The organism is Thermococcus camini (assembly GCF_904067545.1).
Taxonomy (GTDB): domain Archaea; phylum Methanobacteriota_B; class Thermococci; order Thermococcales; family Thermococcaceae; genus Thermococcus; species Thermococcus camini.
In genome coordinates, this window is record NZ_LR881183.1 from 272,283 (window position 1) to 292,004 (window position 19,722).

Annotated in this window: 28 protein-coding genes and 2 tRNA genes; 8 read left to right on the forward strand and 22 right to left on the reverse strand. The window is 55.2% G+C overall.

Annotation, left to right across the window (positions count from 1 at the left end; translation table 11 throughout):
* Positions 1–65: 65 nt before the first annotated feature.
* Complete coding sequence (locus tag TIRI35C_RS01270) at positions 66–203, forward strand: hypothetical protein (protein WP_188201453.1); 138 nt, start codon at positions 66–68, stop codon at positions 201–203.
* Here the strand turns inward: TIRI35C_RS01270 and TIRI35C_RS01275 are convergent.
* The 16 genes from TIRI35C_RS01275 to TIRI35C_RS01350 form a co-directional block, all read right to left on the reverse strand.
* Positions 181–771 (reverse strand): HemK2/MTQ2 family protein methyltransferase, encoded by a 591-nt coding sequence (locus TIRI35C_RS01275; protein ID WP_188201454.1) that lies wholly within the window; start codon positions 769–771, stop codon positions 181–183. The two genes, TIRI35C_RS01270 and TIRI35C_RS01275, sit on opposite strands and share 23 nt — an antisense overlap.
* 74 nt (positions 772–845) lie before the next feature.
* Positions 846–1,019, reverse strand: a complete 174-nt coding sequence (locus TIRI35C_RS01280; RefSeq protein WP_014012712.1) for a 30S ribosomal protein S27ae — start codon at positions 1,017–1,019, stop codon at positions 846–848.
* 10 nt (positions 1,020–1,029) lie between these two features.
* Positions 1,030–1,326 carry a 30S ribosomal protein S24e gene (locus tag TIRI35C_RS01285; RefSeq protein WP_188201455.1) on the reverse strand — a complete coding sequence of 99 codons (297 nt, stop codon included), beginning with the start codon at positions 1,324–1,326 and terminating at the stop codon, positions 1,030–1,032.
* The gene (locus TIRI35C_RS01290) at positions 1,316–1,846 is read right to left on the reverse strand and encodes a GTP-dependent dephospho-CoA kinase (RefSeq protein ID WP_188201456.1); all 531 of its coding nucleotides are present in this window, start codon (positions 1,844–1,846) and stop codon (positions 1,316–1,318) included. The genes TIRI35C_RS01285 and TIRI35C_RS01290 overlap by 11 nt, the downstream gene beginning before the upstream one ends.
* Positions 1,846–2,034 (reverse strand): transcription elongation factor subunit Spt4, encoded by a 189-nt coding sequence (gene spt4, locus TIRI35C_RS01295; protein WP_014012709.1) that lies wholly within the window; start codon positions 2,032–2,034, stop codon positions 1,846–1,848. Before spt4 ends, TIRI35C_RS01290 begins: the two co-directional genes overlap by 1 nt.
* Complete coding sequence (locus TIRI35C_RS01300; protein WP_188201457.1) at positions 2,034–2,594, reverse strand: DNA-directed RNA polymerase; 561 nt, start codon at positions 2,592–2,594, stop codon at positions 2,034–2,036. The genes spt4 and TIRI35C_RS01300 overlap by 1 nt, the downstream gene beginning before the upstream one ends.
* Before the next feature lie 37 nt (positions 2,595–2,631).
* The gene (locus TIRI35C_RS01305) at positions 2,632–3,168 is read right to left on the reverse strand and encodes an inorganic diphosphatase (protein ID WP_188201458.1); all 537 of its coding nucleotides are present in this window, start codon (positions 3,166–3,168) and stop codon (positions 2,632–2,634) included.
* 107 nt (positions 3,169–3,275) lie between these two features.
* Positions 3,276–4,238: a DUF5305 family protein gene (locus TIRI35C_RS01310; protein ID WP_246454641.1), complete on the reverse strand. Its 963-nt coding sequence runs from the start codon at positions 4,236–4,238 to the stop codon at positions 3,276–3,278.
* Positions 4,239–4,294: 56 nt separating this feature from the next.
* Entirely contained in the window at positions 4,295–5,671 is a 1,377-nt protein-coding gene (locus TIRI35C_RS01315) for a COG1470 family protein (RefSeq protein ID WP_188201460.1), read from the reverse strand.
* A complete protein-coding gene (locus TIRI35C_RS01320; protein WP_188201461.1) occupies positions 5,668–6,732 on the reverse strand; it encodes a signal peptidase I in 1,065 nt (354 codons plus the stop codon). Before TIRI35C_RS01320 ends, TIRI35C_RS01315 begins: the two co-directional genes overlap by 4 nt.
* Positions 6,729–7,238: a DUF1102 domain-containing protein gene (locus tag TIRI35C_RS01325; RefSeq protein WP_188201462.1), complete on the reverse strand. Its 510-nt coding sequence runs from the start codon at positions 7,236–7,238 to the stop codon at positions 6,729–6,731. Before TIRI35C_RS01325 ends, TIRI35C_RS01320 begins: the two co-directional genes overlap by 4 nt.
* 68 nt (positions 7,239–7,306) lie before the next feature.
* The gene (locus TIRI35C_RS01330; RefSeq protein ID WP_188201463.1) at positions 7,307–7,843 is read right to left on the reverse strand and encodes a DUF1102 domain-containing protein; all 537 of its coding nucleotides are present in this window, start codon (positions 7,841–7,843) and stop codon (positions 7,307–7,309) included.
* Positions 7,844–7,848: 5 nt separating this feature from the next.
* Positions 7,849–8,484 (reverse strand): DUF1102 domain-containing protein, encoded by a 636-nt coding sequence (locus tag TIRI35C_RS01335; protein ID WP_188201464.1) that lies wholly within the window; start codon positions 8,482–8,484, stop codon positions 7,849–7,851.
* Between the two features lie 192 nt (positions 8,485–8,676).
* Positions 8,677–9,111 carry a DUF7344 domain-containing protein gene (locus TIRI35C_RS01340; RefSeq protein ID WP_188201465.1) on the reverse strand — a complete coding sequence of 145 codons (435 nt, stop codon included), beginning with the start codon at positions 9,109–9,111 and terminating at the stop codon, positions 8,677–8,679.
* A gap of 4 nt (positions 9,112–9,115) precedes the next feature.
* The gene (locus tag TIRI35C_RS01345) at positions 9,116–9,331 is read right to left on the reverse strand and encodes a hypothetical protein (protein WP_188201466.1); all 216 of its coding nucleotides are present in this window, start codon (positions 9,329–9,331) and stop codon (positions 9,116–9,118) included.
* A gap of 406 nt (positions 9,332–9,737) precedes the next feature.
* Positions 9,738–9,813: transfer RNA gene (locus tag TIRI35C_RS01350), tRNA-Gln, on the reverse strand.
* 107 nt (positions 9,814–9,920) lie between these two features.
* Here TIRI35C_RS01350 and TIRI35C_RS01355 point away from each other — a divergent pair.
* On the forward strand, positions 9,921–10,178 hold the full coding sequence (locus TIRI35C_RS01355) for a hypothetical protein (RefSeq protein ID WP_188202921.1): 258 nt from the start codon (positions 9,921–9,923) through the stop codon (positions 10,176–10,178).
* Positions 10,179–10,510: 332 nt separating this feature from the next.
* On the opposite strand, the gene TIRI35C_RS01360 is transcribed toward TIRI35C_RS01355, so the two are convergent.
* Positions 10,511–10,588 (reverse strand) — tRNA-Pro (locus TIRI35C_RS01360).
* Positions 10,589–10,663: 75 nt separating this feature from the next.
* Between TIRI35C_RS01360 and TIRI35C_RS01365 the strand changes: the two genes are divergently transcribed.
* The 4 genes from TIRI35C_RS01365 to TIRI35C_RS01380 all read left to right on the forward strand — a co-directional run bounded on the left by TIRI35C_RS01365 (position 10,664) and on the right by TIRI35C_RS01380 (position 14,706).
* Positions 10,664–11,722 (forward strand): glycosyltransferase, encoded by a 1,059-nt coding sequence (locus TIRI35C_RS01365; protein WP_188201467.1) that lies wholly within the window; start codon positions 10,664–10,666, stop codon positions 11,720–11,722.
* A gap of 161 nt (positions 11,723–11,883) precedes the next feature.
* Positions 11,884–12,597, forward strand: a complete 714-nt coding sequence (locus TIRI35C_RS01370) for an RAD55 family ATPase (protein ID WP_188201468.1) — start codon at positions 11,884–11,886, stop codon at positions 12,595–12,597.
* 10 nt (positions 12,598–12,607) lie between these two features.
* On the forward strand, positions 12,608–13,021 hold the full coding sequence (locus TIRI35C_RS01375) for a hypothetical protein (protein ID WP_188201469.1): 414 nt from the start codon (positions 12,608–12,610) through the stop codon (positions 13,019–13,021).
* Positions 13,018–14,706 (forward strand): DUF4910 domain-containing protein, encoded by a 1,689-nt coding sequence (locus tag TIRI35C_RS01380; RefSeq protein ID WP_188201470.1) that lies wholly within the window; start codon positions 13,018–13,020, stop codon positions 14,704–14,706. Before TIRI35C_RS01375 ends, TIRI35C_RS01380 begins: the two co-directional genes overlap by 4 nt.
* Here TIRI35C_RS01380 and TIRI35C_RS01385 read toward each other — a convergent pair.
* Positions 14,703–15,047 (reverse strand): transcriptional regulator, encoded by a 345-nt coding sequence (locus TIRI35C_RS01385; RefSeq protein ID WP_139681618.1) that lies wholly within the window; start codon positions 15,045–15,047, stop codon positions 14,703–14,705. The genes TIRI35C_RS01380 and TIRI35C_RS01385 overlap by 4 nt on opposite strands.
* A gap of 125 nt (positions 15,048–15,172) precedes the next feature.
* Entirely contained in the window at positions 15,173–15,823 is a 651-nt protein-coding gene (locus tag TIRI35C_RS01390) for a metallophosphoesterase (protein ID WP_188201471.1), read from the reverse strand.
* A 504-nt stretch (positions 15,824–16,327) separates the two neighbouring features.
* Here TIRI35C_RS01390 and TIRI35C_RS01395 point away from each other — a divergent pair.
* Complete coding sequence (locus tag TIRI35C_RS01395; protein WP_188201472.1) at positions 16,328–17,122, forward strand: nitrilase; 795 nt, start codon at positions 16,328–16,330, stop codon at positions 17,120–17,122.
* Between the two features lie 234 nt (positions 17,123–17,356).
* The gene (locus TIRI35C_RS01400; RefSeq protein WP_246454642.1) at positions 17,357–17,746 is read left to right on the forward strand and encodes a multidrug transporter; all 390 of its coding nucleotides are present in this window, start codon (positions 17,357–17,359) and stop codon (positions 17,744–17,746) included.
* Here the strand turns inward: TIRI35C_RS01400 and TIRI35C_RS01405 are convergent.
* From TIRI35C_RS01405 to TIRI35C_RS01415, 3 genes are all read right to left on the reverse strand, one after another.
* Positions 17,730–18,530, reverse strand: a complete 801-nt coding sequence (locus TIRI35C_RS01405; protein WP_188201473.1) for a class I SAM-dependent methyltransferase — start codon at positions 18,528–18,530, stop codon at positions 17,730–17,732. The genes TIRI35C_RS01400 and TIRI35C_RS01405 overlap by 17 nt on opposite strands.
* Before the next feature lie 76 nt (positions 18,531–18,606).
* Entirely contained in the window at positions 18,607–19,347 is a 741-nt protein-coding gene (locus TIRI35C_RS01410) for a hypothetical protein (RefSeq protein WP_188201474.1), read from the reverse strand.
* A 15-nt stretch (positions 19,348–19,362) separates the two neighbouring features.
* Positions 19,363–19,719 carry a PadR family transcriptional regulator gene (locus TIRI35C_RS01415; protein ID WP_188202923.1) on the reverse strand — a complete coding sequence of 119 codons (357 nt, stop codon included), beginning with the start codon at positions 19,717–19,719 and terminating at the stop codon, positions 19,363–19,365.
* Positions 19,720–19,722: the final 3 nt, after the last annotated feature.

Genomic DNA, 19,722 nt, shown 5'->3' on the forward strand with positions numbered 1-19,722 from the left:
TTATCGTCGAAAAATACTTCGGCAATATGCGAAAACTTTAAAAGCCGCCCGTTGATTCTACCTCCATGTTTGGAAACATAAAACCGCGCCAGGAGATCAAGGCAAGGGAGATTGAAATAGACTTCTTTGAGGAGGACGTGGACTTCCCCGAGAGGCCGAAGGTGAAGCTCCTATTTGAGATCAAACGTCACCGCCTTGCGTAGTGGCGTTTATCAGCACTATGTCCTCAAAAAAGACGTGCACCCTAGCGGCTATTTTTCCCCTCAATCCCGCTTTCTCCAGCCTTCCCAGCGTTTCTTCCACCCCGGTTATCGAGCTCTGGACTATCTGGACGGTTCCGCCGGGTTTGAGGTAATCCCGCACCTCCCGAATAAACCTGTCGAGGACCTCCCTGCCGCCCTCGCCGCCAACCAGCGCCAGGTCTATCGGCTCCTCCGGCTCGCCGGGCAGGTATGGGGCGTTAAAGGTTATCACGTCGAACTTTCCGGAAACGTTCTCAAAGAGGTCGCTCATGCGAAACTCGACGTTTTTGATGCCATTCAGCTCTGCGTTCTCCCCCGCCAGCTCAACGGCCAGCGGATTGATGTCCACTCCCAGAACAAAGCGGGCTTTTCTTGCCATCAGGAGTGCTATAAGCCCAGTTCCAGTTCCAACGTCGAGGGCCAGGTCACCTTCCCTAACCGCGAGGTTCTCCGCCAGAAGGAACGTATCCTCCGCCGGCTCGTAGACCTGAGGGTGGAGCTTGAGCTCGATGCCGTAGTAGGTGGGCATGGTACCATCTACCGCAATGTCATCTTGAGTTTAACCCTTAGGGGGTTGTAGAAAAGCCTGAGAAAGGAGAGGAATCACTTCCTCTTCCACTCGGTGTAGCCGCAGCGGCCGCAGCTCCAGCGGTCCTTGTGCTCGGCCATAAACACTCCTGGACCGCAGCGCGGGCAGAACTTACCCTTCCTCTTGACCTTCCCGCCCTGGACCTCGTAGAGCTTCCACTTCTGGCTGGTCTTCTTGCCCTTAGCCATCTAAACCACCTCACTCCTCCTCCTTCTGAATGAGGCCGTCCCTGATGAGGATATACTCCGGCTCGATGTAGAGCATCCTCTCCCTGCTCTCATAAGCTTTCGCGTAGCCCCTGCTGACGCGGCTACCGAAGTAGCTCCTTATGTACTGGAGAACCACGGTCTCCGGGTTGAGGTCGAGCATGGCAACGAGCTTGCCCTTGACGTCGGCCCTGCTCGGGGTCGGCTCACCCTCGTGGATGACGTCAAAGTATATCTCCTTCCTTCCGAGGAGCTTGTTCTCCCTTATCTCGGTAACCTTAATCTCCATCGTGAATCACCTCCATCTTCGACATGAGCTTTCCACACTTGAGCTTGCATTCGGGGGTTACCTTTATAAGCACTACTCCCTCGTCCGGCTGGCCGTAGAGCACGAGGCTCCCGTAAGGGGCGTAGAGCACGGCGGGAATCGCCGCCAGGTCCTCCTCTCCATACACCTTTATGTAAACACGCCTGCCCCTCGCGGCCAGTCCAAAGCCCTTTCTGATTGCGTTTAATAAAGCTTTCGTTATGGTTCCGGGGGGGTTCTGGACGGTCATCACGACTGAACCCGTCTCGATATCCGGGTTGTACTCGTGTCTTTTGGTTCTGTGGTCGTATATGGCTATGCTCGGCCTTATCCCGAGCTTGAGGACATTCTCCGTTACGACATCGCCTACCGTAACGACGTACCCGGCCCTCTCAAGCTCACCCTTGAGCCTGAGGTAAGGCTCGGGAATCTTCCCCCGGATGAGCTCCCCGAGGGGGTCTTTGAGTTCCCTTCTAAGCTCGGGGGTGAGTACGAACCTCATCATCTGACCCTTATGGCGTACTTTCCTGGGACCTCGACGCCCAGCTTCTGCGCTATCCTCGACTTCTCGGGCTCGGTGATTATGACGAGGTCGAACCACTCGTCGCTGAGGTCCCTGCTGCCGCAGACCGGGCAGCGGTCCTCGGTCGTTATGTAGTGACAGTGCCTGCAGGCGCGCTCCTTCGCCATTACTCCTCAGCCTCCCTGCGCTTTTCCTTCTCAACCCAGTCCCTCTTTCCGAGGCCCGGCTGACGCATGGTGAGGCCTATCTTGTTCTCCCTGATAACGCGGCTCTTGACGCTTACCGCTATTATCCTCGCCCTCGCCTCGTCGCCGAGCTTGAGTATCCTGTTGGTCTCCTTACCGATGAACTGCTTGTTCTTCTCGTCGAAGACGACGTAGTCATCCATGAGCTGACTGATGTGGACGAGACCGTCCATCGGGCCTATCCTGATGAAGGCACCGTACGGGGCTACATCGATAACCTCGCCCTCGACGACCTCGTGCATCTCGGGCTTCCAAACCAGGACGTCGAAGACCACCTCGTGGTAGGTTGCACCGTCTCCAGGAACAATGACACCCTGCCCGATGTCCTCAACGTCCATTACCGCCAGAACAACGCCCTCGTCTCTATCGTAGATGCCCTCGTAGGTCTCGCGGAGGACGAGCTTTGCGGCCTCCTTGGGGTCCATCGTGAACATCCTGGGTGGAATCCTAACGACGTCTTTAATCTTGAGGAGCTTGTACATGCCTTAACCTCCTTGGGGGAATAAGAGGGAAAAGAAATCACTCCTTCTTTCCGAACTTCTCCTTGTAGAGCTCGATGGCCCTGAGGATCTCCCTCTTGGCCTCCTCGGCGTTGCCCCAGCCCTCTATCTGGGTGGTCTTTCCTTGTAGCTCTTTGTACCTCTGGAAGAAGTGGGCAACCTCGTCGAGGAAGGCCTTCGGGACGTCGTCTATGTCATTCCAGTCCTCGAAGTAGGGGTCCTCAACAGGAACCGCGAGAACCTTCCAGTCTTTATCGCCAGAGTCCTCCATCTTCATGATGCCTATCGGTCTCGCCTCTATGAGGGTGAGCGGGTAAACCGGCTCGCGCATGATGACCATGATGTCGAAGGGGTCGCCGTCGTCGTACCAGGTCTGCGGGATTATTCCGTAGTCGACCGGATAGAAGAACGGGCTGTAGAGCACTCTATCGAGCTTTATAAGGCCGGTCTTCTTGTCGAGCTCGTACTTGTTCCTGCTTCCCTTCGGAATCTCTATGAGAGCGTAAACGACCTCTGGAACCTCCGGTCCGGGCTCAAGCTCGTGGAACGGGTTCATCTCTAACCACCTCTTACCTCTTTAAGAACCTCTAGCTTAGGCTTTCGAATAGGGCTTTTAAAGTTTTGGTTAAGGAAACTGGAAAAAAAGCGGGAAAAGGGGATGCCTCAGTTGGCCCCTTTCCCTTCTCCTGGCAGGGGTTTCCTGTACTCGTATGACACCCCATCGTCGATTATTGCGTAGACTTCCTCGTCTCCCTCTATGTAGTGCAGGATAGGTTTGTCTATGAGCTCAAAGGTTGTCTCCAGGTCTTTGGGGGTCTTAAGCTCAACGACCTTCTCAACGGGGCCTGGAGCTCCTTTAACCACGTAGGGCCTTATCTTTGACAGCTCGTCCTTTGGAGCCCTTGATGTGTAAACGTAGCCGAGCAGGGGTATCAGCATCAGGAGTGCCAGTACCGTGGTGACGGTCTGGGCCGTTCCAAGGTCGCTTGTTATGCCAAGAACGCTTGCATCCTTCTCCGTCCTTACCGTCTCGGTGAGCGCTCTCTTCTCTGCCTTGCTGGTGTCCGTGAAGTAGTAAAGCTCTGCCGTTGAGTCCCTAACGAGTTCGATGGTGTGGTCGAAGTTCTCCCTTATCTCCCTGCCGCCGACGCTTCCGGTGCCCGTCACTGTGGTCTCAATGGTTATCCTGTTCTTCAGCCTCTTCACACCGAGTTCGCTGGAGATCCTTTTGCTCGTGTTCTCGAAGCTCTTCATGTCCAGAACGTACTCCGCGCTGAATCTGCCGTCCGTCAGGTTTCCACTCTCATCGAAGAGCGGTTCCTCCCAGAGGACGATCTCCTCGCTGCCTTTGTTCACGTAGTACTCGGCCTTCACGGCGATGTGGTACGACCCCTCGTTCAGGGGCGGTTGCGACCTGTATGTGTACGTCAGCAGGAACCTATCCACCAGGGGTATCGGGTAGTTATCCATTGTCAATCTGTACCCGTAGAGATCGTTGGGTTCGAGGTATGCCTCGTGTTTCAGCGTTCCCTCTTCCCGGTACGTCCCTATCTTATGCGTGGTGACCATGTACGGGCTTGCGCTCATGAGCTTCACGGAATAAAACCCGAAAACTATGAAGAGCACCAGGAATATCCCCAGCACTTCCTTCCTTCTGATAAATTTTGTAATGCCTTCTTTATTCATCCTTCACATGCCTCCGTGCAACAGTCAGATTCGATTTCAGTGTCTTCGTAGACGTCCGGTGCCTCCGGAGCGTCCCTGCCGGCGTGGCAGCCGCACGCGTAGACGTAAACGTACTTGGCGCAGCCATGACATTCACATCCTGCAACGCAGGGGGTGCTGACCAGCATAACGTACCTGTGTGAGCTTGTGTAGATTCCGTCCGTGTGTTCGTAGAGGTTGAGTCTGGCGACCTCGTTGTGGGCCAGGTGGAGTGTCCAGGTAACGCGCGTCCTCCCGTCCTCCATGACCTCAGTGGAAACCGTCCCCTTTGTCGGTATGTTGTTCACCAGGGTGAACTGGGAACCAACGTACTGGGTCACGACCAGGTCCCTCTCGTCGCCCCCGTTTTTCACTACGGTTCTTGTGTTGTAATCCGCGGCAGTGTCCCGGGGTAGGTGCTTAACCCCGCTGATCCAGCGGTTCATTATGCACAGGTCGCAGTCTCCTCCCCCATCACAGGTTGCGTGGACGGTTATGCTCTCACTTGTGATGCCGTATTCCACCAGCTCGGCCCCTTCGTTCAGGATGTAGTCCCCGCAGGACGTGAACTCCTGCTTGCCCGCAGGGTTGAGTTTGGTGTATATCGTCACGTTCATGTGGGCGCTCTCACCCGCCCCGAGGTGAACCTCCCAGGTGATGTGATGCGCCGCCCCGGTCTGTGTTACCGTGTACGTTCCAGCGCTCGGGTCTATGGACTCAATCTCGAACTCCCCCGGAATCACGTCCTTTATCGTAAGCGTCTGCTCCTCTCCTGGGTTCGTCACGGTGATTCTGAACGTCCACTCCGCGTATGTGTGCGTTGGAAGCTCAAGCGGTCCGCTCAGGAGCTCCTTCTCTATGGTGGGTCCTCCATTGATGATCAGCTTTATCGGGCAGGTGGATATCGATGCATCCCCGCCGTTCCATGTTGCGTACATCTCAACCGGGATTATGTACTCACCCGGTTCCGCGTTCCCCACGGTCACGTTTCCGAAGAACGTGTATTCCTCCTCGGACGCAAGGGTTCTCACCGCACCGTCCTCCGTCTCTATGAACATCGTGACCCCCGCTGGAAGCCCCGAGTAGTCGGGATGGAGCGTGATAGTGACGTCCTTCATGTCGTTGAGGTAGTTTCTAACGGTCAGTGCGTCGAAGTCAAGCTCCGAATTGGTGTTGACCTCAATGACCGCGGCATAGCCGTCTTCGCAGTCGAAGCCGAGATACTCCTGTTCGTGCGGTACCACCTGGACTTTTACCTCCCTGGTGGCGCCGAAGCTTACGAAAGTCCCGCTCGAGCTGACGATAACCAGTGACGCTAGTGCGATTGTTATCAGTACTGCAATGGTCCCTCTCATACCTTAAACACCTCCGGTATTCCCCTGTGTTTGGAATGCCTCCTCCTTCTGATTCTAACCACGTCTTCGTTCCCTATCCCCGAGAGTACGTACATCGCTCCGAGGAAAGCCGAAATGACTGCAAGGATCGCCAGCAGGGGTACCATCGGGTGTACCCGGTAGAGGGTGTCCATCACTGAGTCGGGAAGTACAGGGGGGTACGCATTAACCTTGACCTTGGTGGAGTACACCGACGTTTTCTGTGGCGCCAATATGGTGATGGTAAAGTCCTCTTCTCCGCCCCTGGATAGGCCGAACTCCTCGCTTGAGACTCCGGTTACGGGCTCTTGGACTGAGACGTAGTACCTCATCGGGTACAGGTTGTTGTTCTTCACCGTAATTTCGGTCTGGAACTCTTCCCCTGGCTGGTACCAGCCCTCCCTTGCCCCGCCGGCGGACGTTACCGAGTACTCTATAGGTATTACTTCCCAGGAGACGAAGATTGAGATGGCCACCATCAACAGCAGGAATGCGGAGGCAAGCATGAAGAGCGTTCTGAACTTCAGGGTGAAAAACCGCTTTCTTTTTCCTCCTCTCACCGCTTCACTGCTCCCGAAGGCCAGTATCCCGACGACTATCAGGATGGCCCCGAGGAGTATCTTGCCCCTGTCCGAGAGGCCGCTCTCGATGTAGTTGCCGACCTTCGGCACGGTTATCACGTGGCCGCCTGGCGCTATTACAGTCCCTCCAATCTGATCTTTCTTTATTGGGGGTATGTTGTGGCTCTGCTGGTCGCTGGCCACGTTGTTATCGCCCCTAGTTATGTACCCGTCTTCGGTTATCGCGACCACCCTGTGGACGGTCCACGTGCTCCCTACCTTGAACACTATGACGTCCCCGACGTCGGGGTTTCTCGCTAGGGGGTTGATGAAGAACAGGTCGCCCTTATCTATGGTGGGCGTCATGCTCCCCGAGTAAGCGTAGGACATGAAAACCGGCCTGTCAAGAAGGGCTCCTGCGAGAGAACCTATGACCAGCACTCCGAGAACCGCGAGGACCGCGTACTCCACGAGGGTATTCATCCGCAGCTTCCTCCCCAGGCCTCTATTGTTATTTCACTCAAGTAATCCCCGAGCTGAAGCCCGGTGGTGTTCACCATCATGCCTATCTCGGCGCTCTCTTCCGCCCCGAGGGTGACCTCAATGACGTCCGCCCAGCTTCCGCCGAACGCGCCCTCAAAGAACCCCAGGTTCGAGGAGTCCGAGCTTACCCTCACGCATATTGTATCGTAACCTGTCTCGCTCTGGTTGTTCTCTATTATGAATACCCCATCAAAAACGTAAGTACTGTTAACGCTCAGTCCCTCTCCATCGCCCGGATAGAACGGGCTGTCAGGGGATATATCAACGACAAGAACACCGTTATCCAGGTATGAATACGGGGGGGCGGGGGAATCCAAAGAGAACTCTTCCCCATCTGGGGTTGCGTAAACTACCGTAATCGGGCCGGAGGAATGGAGTCCCCCGACTCCTATGAGCAGAATTACCATGATTCCAATGCCTGCAATGACTTCTGTTTTTGTTCCCATCTCTCTTCCCCCTCGAAGAATCTAAAAAGGGGAGCAAACGCTCCATAATGAAATGTCTACCCGTCTAATCAGCTCTGGCACTCACCGGCAACGGCGTAGAACTGAATCTGGCCGTCCAGTGAGTCGGGTGCGCTGATTCCGGTGGTGTTGATGATCATACCGATCGTGACAACATCGCCGGGCATTATGGTAACAAACAGGTGGTCGCTGCCAACGGTCTGGCCGGGCATGTAGTCGCCCTCAAAGAACGTAACCTCGTCGCCACCGCTGTAGGTGATCTCCATACATATCGGGGTCTGCTCCCAGAGGTCGTTGCTCACGCCGAAGACTTCCTCAAAGACGTAGGTGCTGTTCGGGCTGACGCCCTCTCCAAAGCCCTCTTCCCAGTTGGGGTTGTTGTGGCTGAGGTCTATGACGAGCATCCCGTTGTCGGTTATGTACGCGTAGGGCTGGATCGGCCTGAGGTCAATGAGCTCGTTGTCGTCGGGGACGATCTGAATGTGAACGTTCCTGTCCGCCTCAAAGTAGGCGAAGTTTGCGCTGCTCGCGGTTACTGCTATTAGCAATCCTGCTATAAGGACGAAGAGTCCGATTATCTTTTTCATTTTGATCACCTCGCGCCTCCGCAGTCAATGGGTGCGTCGTCAGCCGGCCAGGCTTTGATGGTCACGGTCACGTCGTAGTCTCCCAGGCTGTTTCCAGCCGCAAGCTCCATGCCAACACCGAGGGCCTCTCCGGGCTCAAGGTAAAAGCAGACGTCTCCGGCCGCTGTGTCCGAGTTGTACGGGATAGCGTTGCCGTTGGTTATGTACATGTTCTCACCGGGGTCGTAGAATGAGACCTTGCCGGGATCCGAGGAGATTACCTCGACGACTATAACCTTGTTCTCCCAGAGGTGGTTGCTCACGTTGAAAACGTGGTCGAAGTTGTACCTGCTCTGCGGGCTCAGGCCAATTCCCCTGCCTGTGTATCCCTCGAGCTCCCCCTGGTACTCAGCCCAGTCCGGGTTGTCGTGTCCGGGCCAGTTCGGGTTGTTCTCAGAGAAGTCAATAACAAGTTGCCCCCCATCGTTGATGTACGCGTAGGGCTGGACGGGCGTCAGGTCGATGAGCTCTGTGTCGTCGGGAACGACGGCAATGTGTGAGCTCCTCTGGACGCGGTAGTCCCTGAAGGTCGCGCTCGTACCCAAAGCAAAGGCCGCCGCGATCATCAGCCCCAGCATACCGAGGGCCAAAATTTTCTTCATGGTGTTTTCCTCCCAAATATCAAATTGGCATCCCTCGGCACCGTCACTTGGCGGCACGTCACCGAGACACTTGTACCTTATTAGGACGCTTCTGCTATATAGTAAATTCCGGATTACTGCGTGGTAATGCCCCATTACCTGAAGCAGAACCGCTTCAACTGATTAGAAAAACCCAATTAGAGCCTTATTGGGCTAGATCAGCCTGCTGATCTTTCTATGGTGCACCACACTTATGACCAGGTACACGATGGCCGCGAGGAGCAGGGGCGGGTTCCCCAGATACCAGCCTGCAGCTATGAATATCAGCGAGGTGCCCATATAGAAGGCGCTCCAGCTGATGTCGTGCTTGTTCACGACCTCCATGTAAACGGTAACATCGTCCGGTATCTTCAGGAGCGTAACGACGCCGTGATTGAAGGTTACGACGCCCTCCCTCTCAAGTTTGGGGATGTGCGTCTGCATCAGGCTGACGTACACGCTTTTCCTGTGTTTTCGGTCGGTGTCACCTTCCATCTCGGCTATGTACTCGACTATGTCCCTGAGCTCCGCCCGCCCATCGCTCTTCTGAAGGAACTCCACCATGAGCATCCTTCTATCGTTGCCAAGTATTGCAGTCGTTGCACCCATGATATCACCGCAAGCGATAATGTTTGCGCTTATTTCCGTTGGTATAAAATGCCTCCACCTTCCTTTGCTGAATCATCCTTCTTAGGGTTCTTTCAACCTTCTGTCTGGTGCATTCTAACCCCATCTCGTTGAGGAACCTCGTCAGAAACGCGACGCTCAATGAGCCGTGTACTCTGAGCAGGTTTGTGATTTCACTTTCCAAACTGATGGTGCTGTCCATGCCCTCACCTCCATGTTAGGCAATCCGTGTGTAACATCACTTTAGAAGTCCACGGCATACTATTTAAAAGTTCCTAAAAAGTCTGATTTTTGAATTTTCGGCATTTTAATACAGTATCCAGATTAATTGGGGCCTATGAGTTGTTGGAACCTTCAGAAGCATTCTCTCCTTTCGTTTTTAACTGTCGCTTCCTCAAGATATTTTGGATATTATCCAAGGCTCAGGGATATATTCAATAATGTGTGGCTGCTTTCACGTATATTTTCGCAGAACTGCACCGGCCACAAGATCGAACATGATGCCCGACAACGGCACGTGGTACGATCTGTGGTGTAATTTGAGGTTCGATAATGGAACTTAGAAGTGGAAGGGAAGGTGGGGTTCGAATGTCTGGAGCCCAGTTGAATGGTAGCCCCGCGGGGATTCGAACCCCGGTCAAGGGATCCAGAGTCCCCTATGCTTGGCCGCTACACCACGGGGCTGTACCCGTTGATAGGTTCAGGGATGGATTTATAAATTTTATCCTTCCACCGGTCCTGTTCGCAAAGTTTATAATTTTCATTCATTTAAATGGTAACGGGTGGAACCAATGGACTTCGCCATCTTCATGGAGCGGTACGGCTACAGGATCCTGGTGCTGGTTTTTGGTGCCGCCATACTTGGAATAATACTCGCCCCCTTCGTGATGACCTTCTGGGCTTTCAGCAGTGGCGGCATTGCGGCCGCAGTCATAGCGGTGCTGGTGCTGGCTGTGGGCATTGCATTGATGGTCGTTCCGAAGTTCTGGAATTTCGCCGAAAAGATGAGGCAGACGCATGTTATCGAGGACTGGAACGATGAAAAGTAGCACCAAACTTTGCGAAGGAAGCTTTTAGAAAAGCCTTACCAAAGAAACTTTGCTTGGTAAAGTTTCATCAAAGTTTGTGATTCTTCTCCCAAAAGTGTAGCCGAAAATGGTTTGCACTACCAAACTGCCATTTTAAGCTGGAATTCACATTTCACAAGCATCAAACGCGGGTTTGACTCTTAAAGCGCTCCGAAGGAGCGCGGGGAAAGTAAACTCACTCAAACAAGGTAACTTGAACAAGGAATTGCCTCATTAAACTCCCACTCAAAAAGACAAGTCCTCTCAAAAGAGCACCAACCTTCCGCCAGCGCTTTCGTCAGAAAGGGCTGTTATGGTGGGGCCGCCGAGATTCGAACTCGGGTCCCCGGCTCCCGAAGCCGGAAGGATAGGCCAAGCTACCCCACGGCCCCACTGCCCGCTGTTAAGGGACTTTGAAAGACTTATAAAGTTTACGGATTTATTCAGGTGCACCGGAGGGAAGGACAGTGAAGGTTTCTGTAATCATCCCAACATACAATGAGAGGGACAACCTGGAGGAGCTCTTTGAGCGGATAGACGGGGCTCTAAAGGGTTATGACTACGAAATCGTCGTCGTCGATGATGATTCCCCCGATGGGACCTGGGAGTTCGCCAGGAGCCTGGCGGGGGAGTACCCTGTGAAAGTTATCCGCAGGACTGAGGAAAAAGGGCTCTCCTCTGCGGTCATCAGGGGTTTCAAAGAAGCCGCCGGCACCGTCTTTGTCGTTATGGACGCCGATCTGCAGCACCCCCCAGAGGTTGTTCCTGAACTCCTGAACGCCATTGAAAAAGGCGCCGACATTGCCATAGCGAGCAGGTACGTTCCCGGCGGGGGTGTTAAGAACTGGTACTGGTACAGAAAGCTCATATCGAAGGGCGCGATAATGATAGGCCGCCTGGCGCTTCCAAAGATACGGGACGTCAAGGATCCTGTGAGCGGCTTTTTTGCCCTCCGGAGGGATGTTGTTGAAGGAGCCAAGCTCAACCCGATAGGCTTCAAAATACTCATGGAAATTCTCATAAAGGGCAGATACAAGGAAGTCACGGAGGTTCCCTTCACCTTCGGCCTGAGGCACGCCGGCGAGAGCAAACTGGGAACGAAGACCATGGTGAACTACCTCAAGCATGTTTACAGGCTCATGCGCTGGGAGGGCGAGCTTGACAGGCTCATCAAGTTCACCCTCGTCGGCCTCTCGGGCGTCGTGGTGAACGAGGGCTTTCTGTGGGCCTTTGTGAACTTCCTTGGCTGGGACAAGATACTCGCCAACATCCCGGCGACCGAGCTGGCGATACTCAACAACTTCACCTGGAACGACCTCTGGACTTTCAGGGACCTCCAGAGAAAGCCCCTCTGGAAGCGCATTGCCACCTTCCACGTCGCCGCCCTCACAGGAGCGCTCGTCCAGTGGGTTATCTACGTGGGTCTTGTCTATCTCGGCATGAACTACCTCGTCGCAAACCTCATCGGTATAGTGGTTTCCTTCGTCGTCCGCTTCCTCGTTAACCGGCACGTCACGTGGGGATGATCCTGGTGGGATTTGGGCACCCTTTCTGTTCATTTGAATTTCTGAATGATGCGAAAGTAATTTATTGACTTGACATGCTGTTATACTTGTTAGGGGCATCTCTGCTCCATCAGTCCGCTTAACTTTAAATACAATGGCGATGGAATACTGGGGGGAAAGCTATGTACGTTGGGGAGTTCCTCAAGAGCCTCGACAGGACATCCACCGGTGTCGCGGGGCTTGACAATCTTATCGGGGGAGGTTTTGTTCCGGGCAGGGTTTATCTCGTCGTTGGCCCTCCCGGAAGCGGTAAGACGACCCTTGGGGTTCAGTTTCTGGTCGAGGGTGCAAGAAACGATGAGAAGGGAGTGTACATCTCAATAGTCCAGCATCCCAGAATAGTCACGCAGGACATGCTCCGCTACAACTTCGGTCTTCTGGCCCACGTGCAGGCAAAGAGGATAGTACTCCACGACCTGGGTGAGGCGATATTCGGAGCGGGCAGGAGATTTTCCTGGAACGAGATCCTTGAGATGCTCCTCCACATAATCAAAGCGGAGAACGCCAGCCGCGTTGTGATCGATTCATTTACCTCCTTGGAGTACGCAGTGGTCGATCCGGAGAATAAAAGAATGGCCGTTGGAAGGTTCATCAGAAAGCTCCACGACATGGGGGTCACCTGTGTGATAATCTCCGAGATGCTCAGTTCGGAGGCCTATACTGACGAGTACTACCTGGCCGATGGGGTCATTGTAATGCACCACTTCATGAGGAACTATCAGATGGTTCGCGCGATCCAGGTTCTCAAGATGCACGGCGTCCCCCACGACAGCAACCTCAAGAAGATACGCTTCACGGATGAGGGGCTTGTGGTTTACCCTGAGGCCCCGTTCTGAGGTGTCTGAGATGGAAGATGAGATCCGGCGGCTCGTCAGAAGGGCCTATGAGTTCGGCTACTTCGTCGGCTACAAAGGGCACAGCGAATGGGCCGAATGGGTGAGGAAGCGGCGGGACGAGCTCTATAAGGCAGCCGGTGATCTCGGTGCCTACGAGGCAGTTAGGGATGCCTACCTCCGGGGGAGAACTGCCGGCGCCAAGAAGCGCGAGGAGGATATTAGACGGGGCCTTCTCGTGGCGGGCGGCCGGGAGGGCTCCACACAGGAAGAGGTACCGCCCGGAGAAATGGGGGAGGAGTCCGCCGTGGAGGTTGAATTCACAAGGTTTGTTGAAACCGTTGGACTCCTCATGCCCCCAGACCTGCTTGACAGCCTGAGGCTCATGAGGCCTCCCAGGATGCTCCATCTGGGTGATAAGGAATGAGACGTTTCCTGAAGGAAGCCGAGGTTTTTGATCCGAACAACGTGCTGCACTACATCGCTGAGATAAGCCAGTTCCACCGCATACAGGGCTCGAAGGAGCTCCCCGAGGCGGTCCGCTTCATACTGGAGGAGCTCCGCATCTGGGGGATCGGCGCTAACCTCTACGAGGAGACCTACGACGGGAAAAGCCTGTACCTGACGCTCAAGTCGCCGATAGCCTGGGACTTGGTTCACGGAAAGGTCGAGGTTCTTGGTAAAACACTGACCACCGCTTTAAGCCCCCTTGTGGTCATGGCCCACTCCCCAAGCGGGAGTGCTGAGGGGGAGGTCGTTCACGTTGCCCGGGAGGAGGACTGGGAAAAAGCACGGGGCAGGATAGTCCTTGCTGGACGCGAGTGGAGGAAAGCATACCTCAGGGCCAACGAGATGGGGGCGGTCGGCTTCATGGCCTACCGTGAGAGCACCGGGGAGGAGGTGCCCTACATAGGGCTCTTCCTCACAAAGGACGACCTTGAATGGGCCAGGATTCCCGCGGTGGCCGTCCCAGAGACCCTGGCCAGGAAAATCATTGGAAAGCTGAACTCGGGGGAGAGCGTGAGTGCGAGGATTGAGGTTGAGACGGTGATAAACGAGCGCCAGGTTCTTCCGATTCTCTACGCTGAGGTGGGTAAACCCCCGTTCCTTCTGCTCACCGCCCACATCTGCCATCCGAAGCCTGGAGCTAACGACAACGCGAGTGGAAGTGCGATGCTGATGGAGCTGGCGCGCGTTCTGTCCCGTCTCTACGACGATTCGTTCCGCTTTGGCTTCGCGTTTCTCTGGGTTCCCGAATACTACGGAACGCAGGCCTTCATCGAGCGCCACGTCGAGCTTGAGAAGTACTATGCGGCCATAAACCTTGACATGGTGGCGGGCAGTCCGGACAGGGCCGGCTCGACGATAATGCTGGTGAGAACGCCCGCCTCCCGCTTCTCGGTGGTCTCGGGGATCCTCGAATACTACCTCGACCTGGCGAACGGGGCCGGAAAAAGCTTCTCCGGGAGCCCCCTGCCCAGGCTCAGAGTGAAGAGCTTCCCGTACGAGATGGGCAGCGACCACGATGTCTTCAACTTCTTCGGAATCCCCACTGTAATGCCCATAACCTGGCCGGACCGCTTCTACCACTCCAGCGGCGACACCATCGACAAGGTGGGCAGGGAGAGTGTTGAGGTCATTGGAAGGGCCGTCCTCGCGACCGCCCTGGCCCTTGCGAAGGGTGATGGGCAGGAGCTCCAGCGCTTTGCCCGTGGATACGCGATGAAATACCTCGGTGAGCTATCGAGGGAGAGAAAAACGGACGAGGTTGAGCGCCTTGTGATGACGGGCCTCGCCAGGGACTCACGTTTCCTGGGCATTGAGAGCGGCCACAGGTTTGAGCCGGAGCCCTGGCTGCGGTGGAAGGTCAGGGGCTTACTGTCGGAGCGCCTCATAAGGGAGGCAGATGAAAAGCTCGCCGAGGAGTTCGGTTCGCTGACCCGGGACCGGCGGGTTCTGGTGCATCTCCATGAACTGCTGATGCTCGCGGAACTCCTTCCCATGGAGCGGGCCTTTAAGGCGCTCGGGGAAGAGTACGGGGAAATCGATGAAGAAAAGCTGGAAAGGCTTGTGGGAATCCTGGAGGCCCTGGGAATCGTGGAGCGGGCTTAATTCCTGCTGGATTTGGAGCCGCTTTTCAGCTCCTGCTCCAGCTCGTTTATTCTCTTTACAAGGCTCTGCTTGATGTTTTCAAGAACTTCGCTAGGAGAAACGGCGCTGTACGTGTAGCCGAGCCAGCCCTGCTCGATTAGGGTTCTCCTCAGAATGCCCCTCCTGTAGAGGCTGAGCACGTGCTCCCTGACCGAGCGTTCGCTTATCCCGAGCTCCCTCTGTATCTCTGTTATCCTCATCGGCTCCTTCTTGTCAAGCAGAAGCCGATAAATCCTCAGCTCGGTCTTTTTGACCCCCAGGGAACGAAGCAGCGCCTCAAGCTTTTCGTAGACATCACTCATCCCGCTCACCTGATACCCCCATTTTCCCACCTATGAAAGATTATTTTCATACGGGTTATAAACTTTGCCCGCAGTGTTTGGAACCATTCCGTTTTCCCATGAATCCTCGTCGGGGAAAATGCCGGTCATCGGAGGTTCACCCTGCCCAGGTAAATTCCCTCCGGGAGGAACAGCTCCACCGAGCCAACCCCTTTCAGAAACGGCACCATTCTTATTCCGTCCACCACGTTAAAGCCCTCTATGAACGGGTTTATTGTTGGCAGTATGAGGAACCTTCCGGAGCGGACGAAGACCTTCACCTTCCTCGAAACGCCGCCCCTTTTGAGGGTGTACGCGGGATGGATGTGGCCCAGGTAAGCTTCCTCGAACTCCAGCCCGGGCAGGCCGGTATGGCCGTGGAGGAAGAGCCTGTCGTCCACCAGCAGGTGGTCGGTCACCTCGACGTGGGGGAACTTCCCGGCGACCTCCTCTATCCTCCCGTCATGGTTTCCCTTCGTTACTGCCGTTGGGATCCCCCTGAGGCTCGAGAAAAAGCCCATAATGAGGCGTTTCATCGTGAAGCTCAGCCCTATCGGCTCCTTCAGGTCGCCGAGGAGGATGAGGAAGTCAGGATCCATTCCGGCGATGAACTCCGCCAGGTGCTCCTCGAAGCGTGTTCTTACCCTCAGCCCGCGCGACAGCTCGAAACCTATATGTGGGTCTGCAATAAGAAGCGTCCTCCCGCGGGAGGTCTCAATCTCCAGTGAGAGGCTCTCGAAGTCCTTAAAAGAATTCATGGAACCACCGAAAACGGTGGAGAAAAGGAGGAGCATCAGATGAGTCCGCGCTCCTTCCTGCGCTGCCTCTTGAGTCTCCTGACCCTCTTCTTGATCCACTTCCATCTCATTCTTCCCTTCTTCTTCCACTTCCTCGGGCGCCTCTTCATGATCATCACCCCTGAGTTTCTCTCAGGGGTTAGCTCCGGAGGTTCCTTTTTAAGCTTTTCCTTGGGAAAGGGCCGGTACTTTTCGTACGGCTAAAAAGGTTCATGGACACCCGCAAGCGGGGAAAACGGCACGGGAGAGCGGGTTTCCAGTTCTTCAATTTCTCGCCGGCTTGTGTCCTTGTTATGGCAAGTAGGGAGTCTAAAATGGGCATTGGCATGTATGCGTTGCTTCCGATATTGCAATCATATTTTGGTGCTGTTTTGGATGTTTAATACTCTGTTTCTGCTGTATACTTCCTGGAAATTCCTCCGCTAACCTTATCAACTCTTCAGCCCAACACCGAACGGTGATGGCATGAAGGTGGCTTACGTTCAGATGGAACCCGTTTTTCTTGAGCCTGAGGCGAACTATTCCAAGGCGGAGGAGCTGATACGTACCGCCGCCGATGAAGGCGCGGAACTCATCGTCCTTCCGGAGCTCTTTGACACGGGCTACAACTTCAGAAGCAGGGAGGAAGTTCTGGAAGTCGCGGGTCAGATACCCGACGGACCCACAACCCAGTTCCTCATGGAGCTCTCCAGAGAGCTCGGTGTCTTCATAGTCGCGGGAACCGCGGAGAAGGACGAGGGGGGAAGGCTGTACAATTCCGCGGTCGTTACCGGCCCAATAGGTAGCGGCTACATAGGCAAATACCGCAAGGTTCACCTCTTCTACCGTGAGAAGCTATTCTTTGAACCGGGGGATCTGGGCTTCCATGTTTTCAACATCGGGATCGCAAAGGTCGGCGTCATGATATGCTTCGACTGGTTCTTCCCTGAAAGCGCGAGAACGCTCGCCCTCAAAGGGGCCGACATCATAGCCCATCCTAGCAACCTGGTGATGCCCTACGCCCCCAGGGCGATGCCGATCAGAGCTTTGGAGAACCGTGTCTACACGATAACCGCCAACAGGATCGGCGAGGAGTTTGGATTGAGGTTCATCGGTAAGAGCACGATAGCATCGCCGAGGGCCGAAGTGCTGGCGGTGGGGAGCGAGGATGAGGAGGAGGTGGCCGTTGTCGAGATAGACCTCGGGATGGCGAGAAACAAGAAGCTCAACGAGATGAACGACGTCTTCGGGGACAGGCGCCCCGAGCACTACGCCCTGTGATTGGGTCTCCCTATTTCTCTTTATGTTTGTATGCTGCATCATCGTACTGTCATGGTCACAAAAACCCCATTCCTTTGGAAAGTGACCAATACCACTGTTGGCTGGTTCCAGATTTTCCAGTGGTGGAGCGGTGTATGTTGGAGATTTTACATCAATGGGGCTCCGTGGGGGCTCCGCTTTCTGTTTAGGGATCGGTTTCGAAAGGGTTTTAAGAATAAAAGCCGTAGAATGTTAATGGTGACAAAAATCAGGGGTTACATCCTTTTGGGGGGTCTTCTGCTGGTAGCACTGGGCGTGGGCCTGGCCGCCAATGCCGCGGGTTTTCTGCCCAGCACATCGTATCAGAGGGGCTACTTTGGAGCGGGCGCCCTTCAGGCCGAGCTGCTTCCCGCGGGCTCCCACGTGACGGGGCACGTGAGGGCGGAGCACCCGTTCTCCGTCTACATCGTCACCTCTGAATCGGGCTACTTTGAGAACGTCACTTGCGGCAGCGTCATCCTCCGGTGGGAGAACGTGACGGAGGTTAACCTGAACCTCCTCACCTCGGAGGGGGTCCAGTATCTCGTCGTAAAGAATGGGAACACGGGGCAGGAGATAGAGATAGCGTTCAGCGCGGACCGCTGAAGTCGTCGAGAACAAGCGCGGCGATGTCCTTTCTTGGACGTTTGAAGTAGAGTACATCCCCCACGCGCGTGAATCCGTGCTCCCCCGGCCTTATGAGCCTGGCCTCCCCGAAGAATATCCGCCCGATCGCCAGCTGGGTCGCCAGGTCCCAGTGGTGGAAGTCAACCGTGCCAATCTTTTTGAAGCCCGGGAGGAGGTAGTAGCCCCGCCTAAAAGTCCCCCTGACGAAGTCATAACCCTCGTGCATGGAGGCGATGGTGTGGTCCTCCCTGCGCCCCTCTATGAGGAACTCCCTGTAGCCCGCCCTGTAGAGTATGCCGTAGACCCTGTCCATGTCCTCTATTATGAAGACCCCGTCGTCGCTCAGGACTAGGGCAACGTTCGCGAACAGTTTTACTGCATCAAACGGGTCGAAATGTGGCATCGTGTAGCCCCAGAGGACGGCTACATCGTGCTCCCCGACGAGGCTTGCAACCTCCCTCGCATCGCCCTGAACGGTTCTGAGCTCTGGGCTTAGTCCACCTATGTCAAGCCAATCCCCTGCTAGTTCAAGGTCGTCTTTCCTTGCATCGAGGAGTGTTAGGAGTCTGGCATTGGTCACCTTCGCAAGGGCAACTCCGGCTATACCCGTCCCGGCGCAGAGGTCAAGGACTCTCTCTCCGTGCGGGAGCTCTTCCCTGATTGATTCAAAGAACTCCACTATTTTCCCGAACCTCTCCCTCGCCCTCTCATCTTTTGGGTTCATCCGCCAGTTGATGTGGCGGTAGAGCTCCTCCAGGGACATGGCATCACCACGGTAAAGAATGTGTGAAATTATTTAAATCCATCGGAATATGGGATGCCGATAAATCCCCTGGGGGCTAGTAGTAACCTTCCTCGTAGGCTCCCGTTAAGGCGATGAATGCCGCATAGAAGATAACGCCGAGCGAAGCCATGAGAAGCAAAACGACGCCAAGCGGCCCGGGTTCATAGCCGAGTGCCGCTAAGGCAATCTCAGCCGTCGTCAATCCCGAGACGAGGGTCAGCGCCCTTGCGAAGCTCATAGCCATCTTCCCCTTGAACTTGGGAGCAAGCTGGAAAACCAGCGGACGGGAAACTAAAAACGTCAGTGCGAGGAGCAGAATGAGCGCTCCGCCGAGAACGATGGCGGTTTCCCGGGGAACTCTTCCAGCTATACAAAGGCCGGTGAAGATGGCCAGAAAAGCTGTCTGGAGGGCGATGTACTTCTTTAAATTTGGGGGTTTTATCACTTTTCCAGGTTTCTCGGGCGCTTTCTCCGAGAGCTCCTCCAGCTCGTACTCGCGCTTCGCAACAAGATATGCAATCAGCATCGTTGTTCCGAGGCCGAGGAGCAGGAGGACGGCAAGCCATGGGAAGCTCAGAAGCGGGGAGAGGATTATTAGAAGAAACCCGGTGAGAACCGTCCCGATTCCAGAGACGCGGTTGGCTTTCCTCCTCGCGCGCTCGGAGAGGTAGATGTAGCCTATCCTGAAGCCGATTCCCGGCTCGCCCTTCGAGGTAAATGTAATGACTCCAGCGGCAATCATGCCGAGGCCGAGGAAGGCCGCCCAGATGATTCTGAGGAGCGTATATGGTTCCATGGTGACTCCCTTGGACTACTTTTCCTCCATCCTCTCAAGCGTCTCCATTATCGCCCCTATCTCCATCTTCAGCTCGCTCAGGACTTCCCTGCCCAGCTTCGTCAGGGAGTAGTACTTCCTCGGCCTTCCGCCAACTTCAGCCCAGGTGTCCTGAACCAGCCCGGTCTTCTTCAGGCTCTTGAGGATGTCGTAGAGTGCCCCTTCACTTGGGACTATCCTGCCGTCGCTGAGCTCCTCCAGTCTCTTCCGTATCGCGTAGCCGTGGAGCTCTTCCTCCCGCTCCAGGAGCAGGAGCACCAGGTACGAGTAGAGCCCGGAGCGGAGGTCTTTTCTCAGCTTCTTGAGGGCTTTCTCCTTTCTGTCCACCAGCACGTC

What these genes read in the sequence shown, in the direction of transcription:
- TIRI35C_RS01270 (WP_188201453.1), top strand. Translation starts at nt 66, where the DNA reads ATGTTTGGAAACATAAAACCGCGCCAGGAGATCAAGGCAAGGGAGATT.
- TIRI35C_RS01275 (WP_188201454.1), bottom strand. Translation starts at nt 771, where the DNA reads ATGCCCACCTACTACGGCATCGAGCTCAAGCTCCACCCTCAGGTCTAC.
- TIRI35C_RS01280 (WP_014012712.1), bottom strand. Translation starts at nt 1,019, where the DNA reads ATGGCTAAGGGCAAGAAGACCAGCCAGAAGTGGAAGCTCTACGAGGTC.
- TIRI35C_RS01285 (WP_188201455.1), bottom strand. Translation starts at nt 1,326, where the DNA reads ATGGAGATTAAGGTTACCGAGATAAGGGAGAACAAGCTCCTCGGAAGG.
- TIRI35C_RS01290 (WP_188201456.1), bottom strand. Translation starts at nt 1,846, where the DNA reads ATGAGGTTCGTACTCACCCCCGAGCTTAGAAGGGAACTCAAAGACCCC.
- spt4 (WP_014012709.1), bottom strand. Translation starts at nt 2,034, where the DNA reads ATGGCGAAGGAGCGCGCCTGCAGGCACTGTCACTACATAACGACCGAG.
- TIRI35C_RS01300 (WP_188201457.1), bottom strand. Translation starts at nt 2,594, where the DNA reads ATGTACAAGCTCCTCAAGATTAAAGACGTCGTTAGGATTCCACCCAGG.
- TIRI35C_RS01305 (WP_188201458.1), bottom strand. Translation starts at nt 3,168, where the DNA reads ATGAACCCGTTCCACGAGCTTGAGCCCGGACCGGAGGTTCCAGAGGTC.
- TIRI35C_RS01315 (WP_188201460.1), bottom strand. Translation starts at nt 5,671, where the DNA reads ATGAGAGGGACCATTGCAGTACTGATAACAATCGCACTAGCGTCACTG.
- TIRI35C_RS01320 (WP_188201461.1), bottom strand. Translation starts at nt 6,732, where the DNA reads ATGAATACCCTCGTGGAGTACGCGGTCCTCGCGGTTCTCGGAGTGCTG.
- TIRI35C_RS01325 (WP_188201462.1), bottom strand. Translation starts at nt 7,238, where the DNA reads ATGGGAACAAAAACAGAAGTCATTGCAGGCATTGGAATCATGGTAATT.
- TIRI35C_RS01330 (WP_188201463.1), bottom strand. Translation starts at nt 7,843, where the DNA reads ATGAAAAAGATAATCGGACTCTTCGTCCTTATAGCAGGATTGCTAATA.
- TIRI35C_RS01335 (WP_188201464.1), bottom strand. Translation starts at nt 8,484, where the DNA reads ATGAAGAAAATTTTGGCCCTCGGTATGCTGGGGCTGATGATCGCGGCG.
- TIRI35C_RS01340 (WP_188201465.1), bottom strand. Translation starts at nt 9,111, where the DNA reads ATGGGTGCAACGACTGCAATACTTGGCAACGATAGAAGGATGCTCATG.
- TIRI35C_RS01345 (WP_188201466.1), bottom strand. Translation starts at nt 9,331, where the DNA reads ATGGACAGCACCATCAGTTTGGAAAGTGAAATCACAAACCTGCTCAGA.
- TIRI35C_RS01355 (WP_188202921.1), top strand. Translation starts at nt 9,921, where the DNA reads ATGGACTTCGCCATCTTCATGGAGCGGTACGGCTACAGGATCCTGGTG.
- TIRI35C_RS01370 (WP_188201468.1), top strand. Translation starts at nt 11,884, where the DNA reads ATGTACGTTGGGGAGTTCCTCAAGAGCCTCGACAGGACATCCACCGGT.
- TIRI35C_RS01375 (WP_188201469.1), top strand. Translation starts at nt 12,608, where the DNA reads ATGGAAGATGAGATCCGGCGGCTCGTCAGAAGGGCCTATGAGTTCGGC.
- TIRI35C_RS01380 (WP_188201470.1), top strand. Translation starts at nt 13,018, where the DNA reads ATGAGACGTTTCCTGAAGGAAGCCGAGGTTTTTGATCCGAACAACGTG.
- TIRI35C_RS01385 (WP_139681618.1), bottom strand. Translation starts at nt 15,047, where the DNA reads ATGAGTGATGTCTACGAAAAGCTTGAGGCGCTGCTTCGTTCCCTGGGG.
- TIRI35C_RS01390 (WP_188201471.1), bottom strand. Translation starts at nt 15,823, where the DNA reads ATGAATTCTTTTAAGGACTTCGAGAGCCTCTCACTGGAGATTGAGACC.
- TIRI35C_RS01395 (WP_188201472.1), top strand. Translation starts at nt 16,328, where the DNA reads ATGAAGGTGGCTTACGTTCAGATGGAACCCGTTTTTCTTGAGCCTGAG.
- TIRI35C_RS01400 (WP_246454642.1), top strand. Translation starts at nt 17,357, where the DNA reads ATGGTGACAAAAATCAGGGGTTACATCCTTTTGGGGGGTCTTCTGCTG.
- TIRI35C_RS01405 (WP_188201473.1), bottom strand. Translation starts at nt 18,530, where the DNA reads ATGTCCCTGGAGGAGCTCTACCGCCACATCAACTGGCGGATGAACCCA.
- TIRI35C_RS01410 (WP_188201474.1), bottom strand. Translation starts at nt 19,347, where the DNA reads ATGGAACCATATACGCTCCTCAGAATCATCTGGGCGGCCTTCCTCGGC.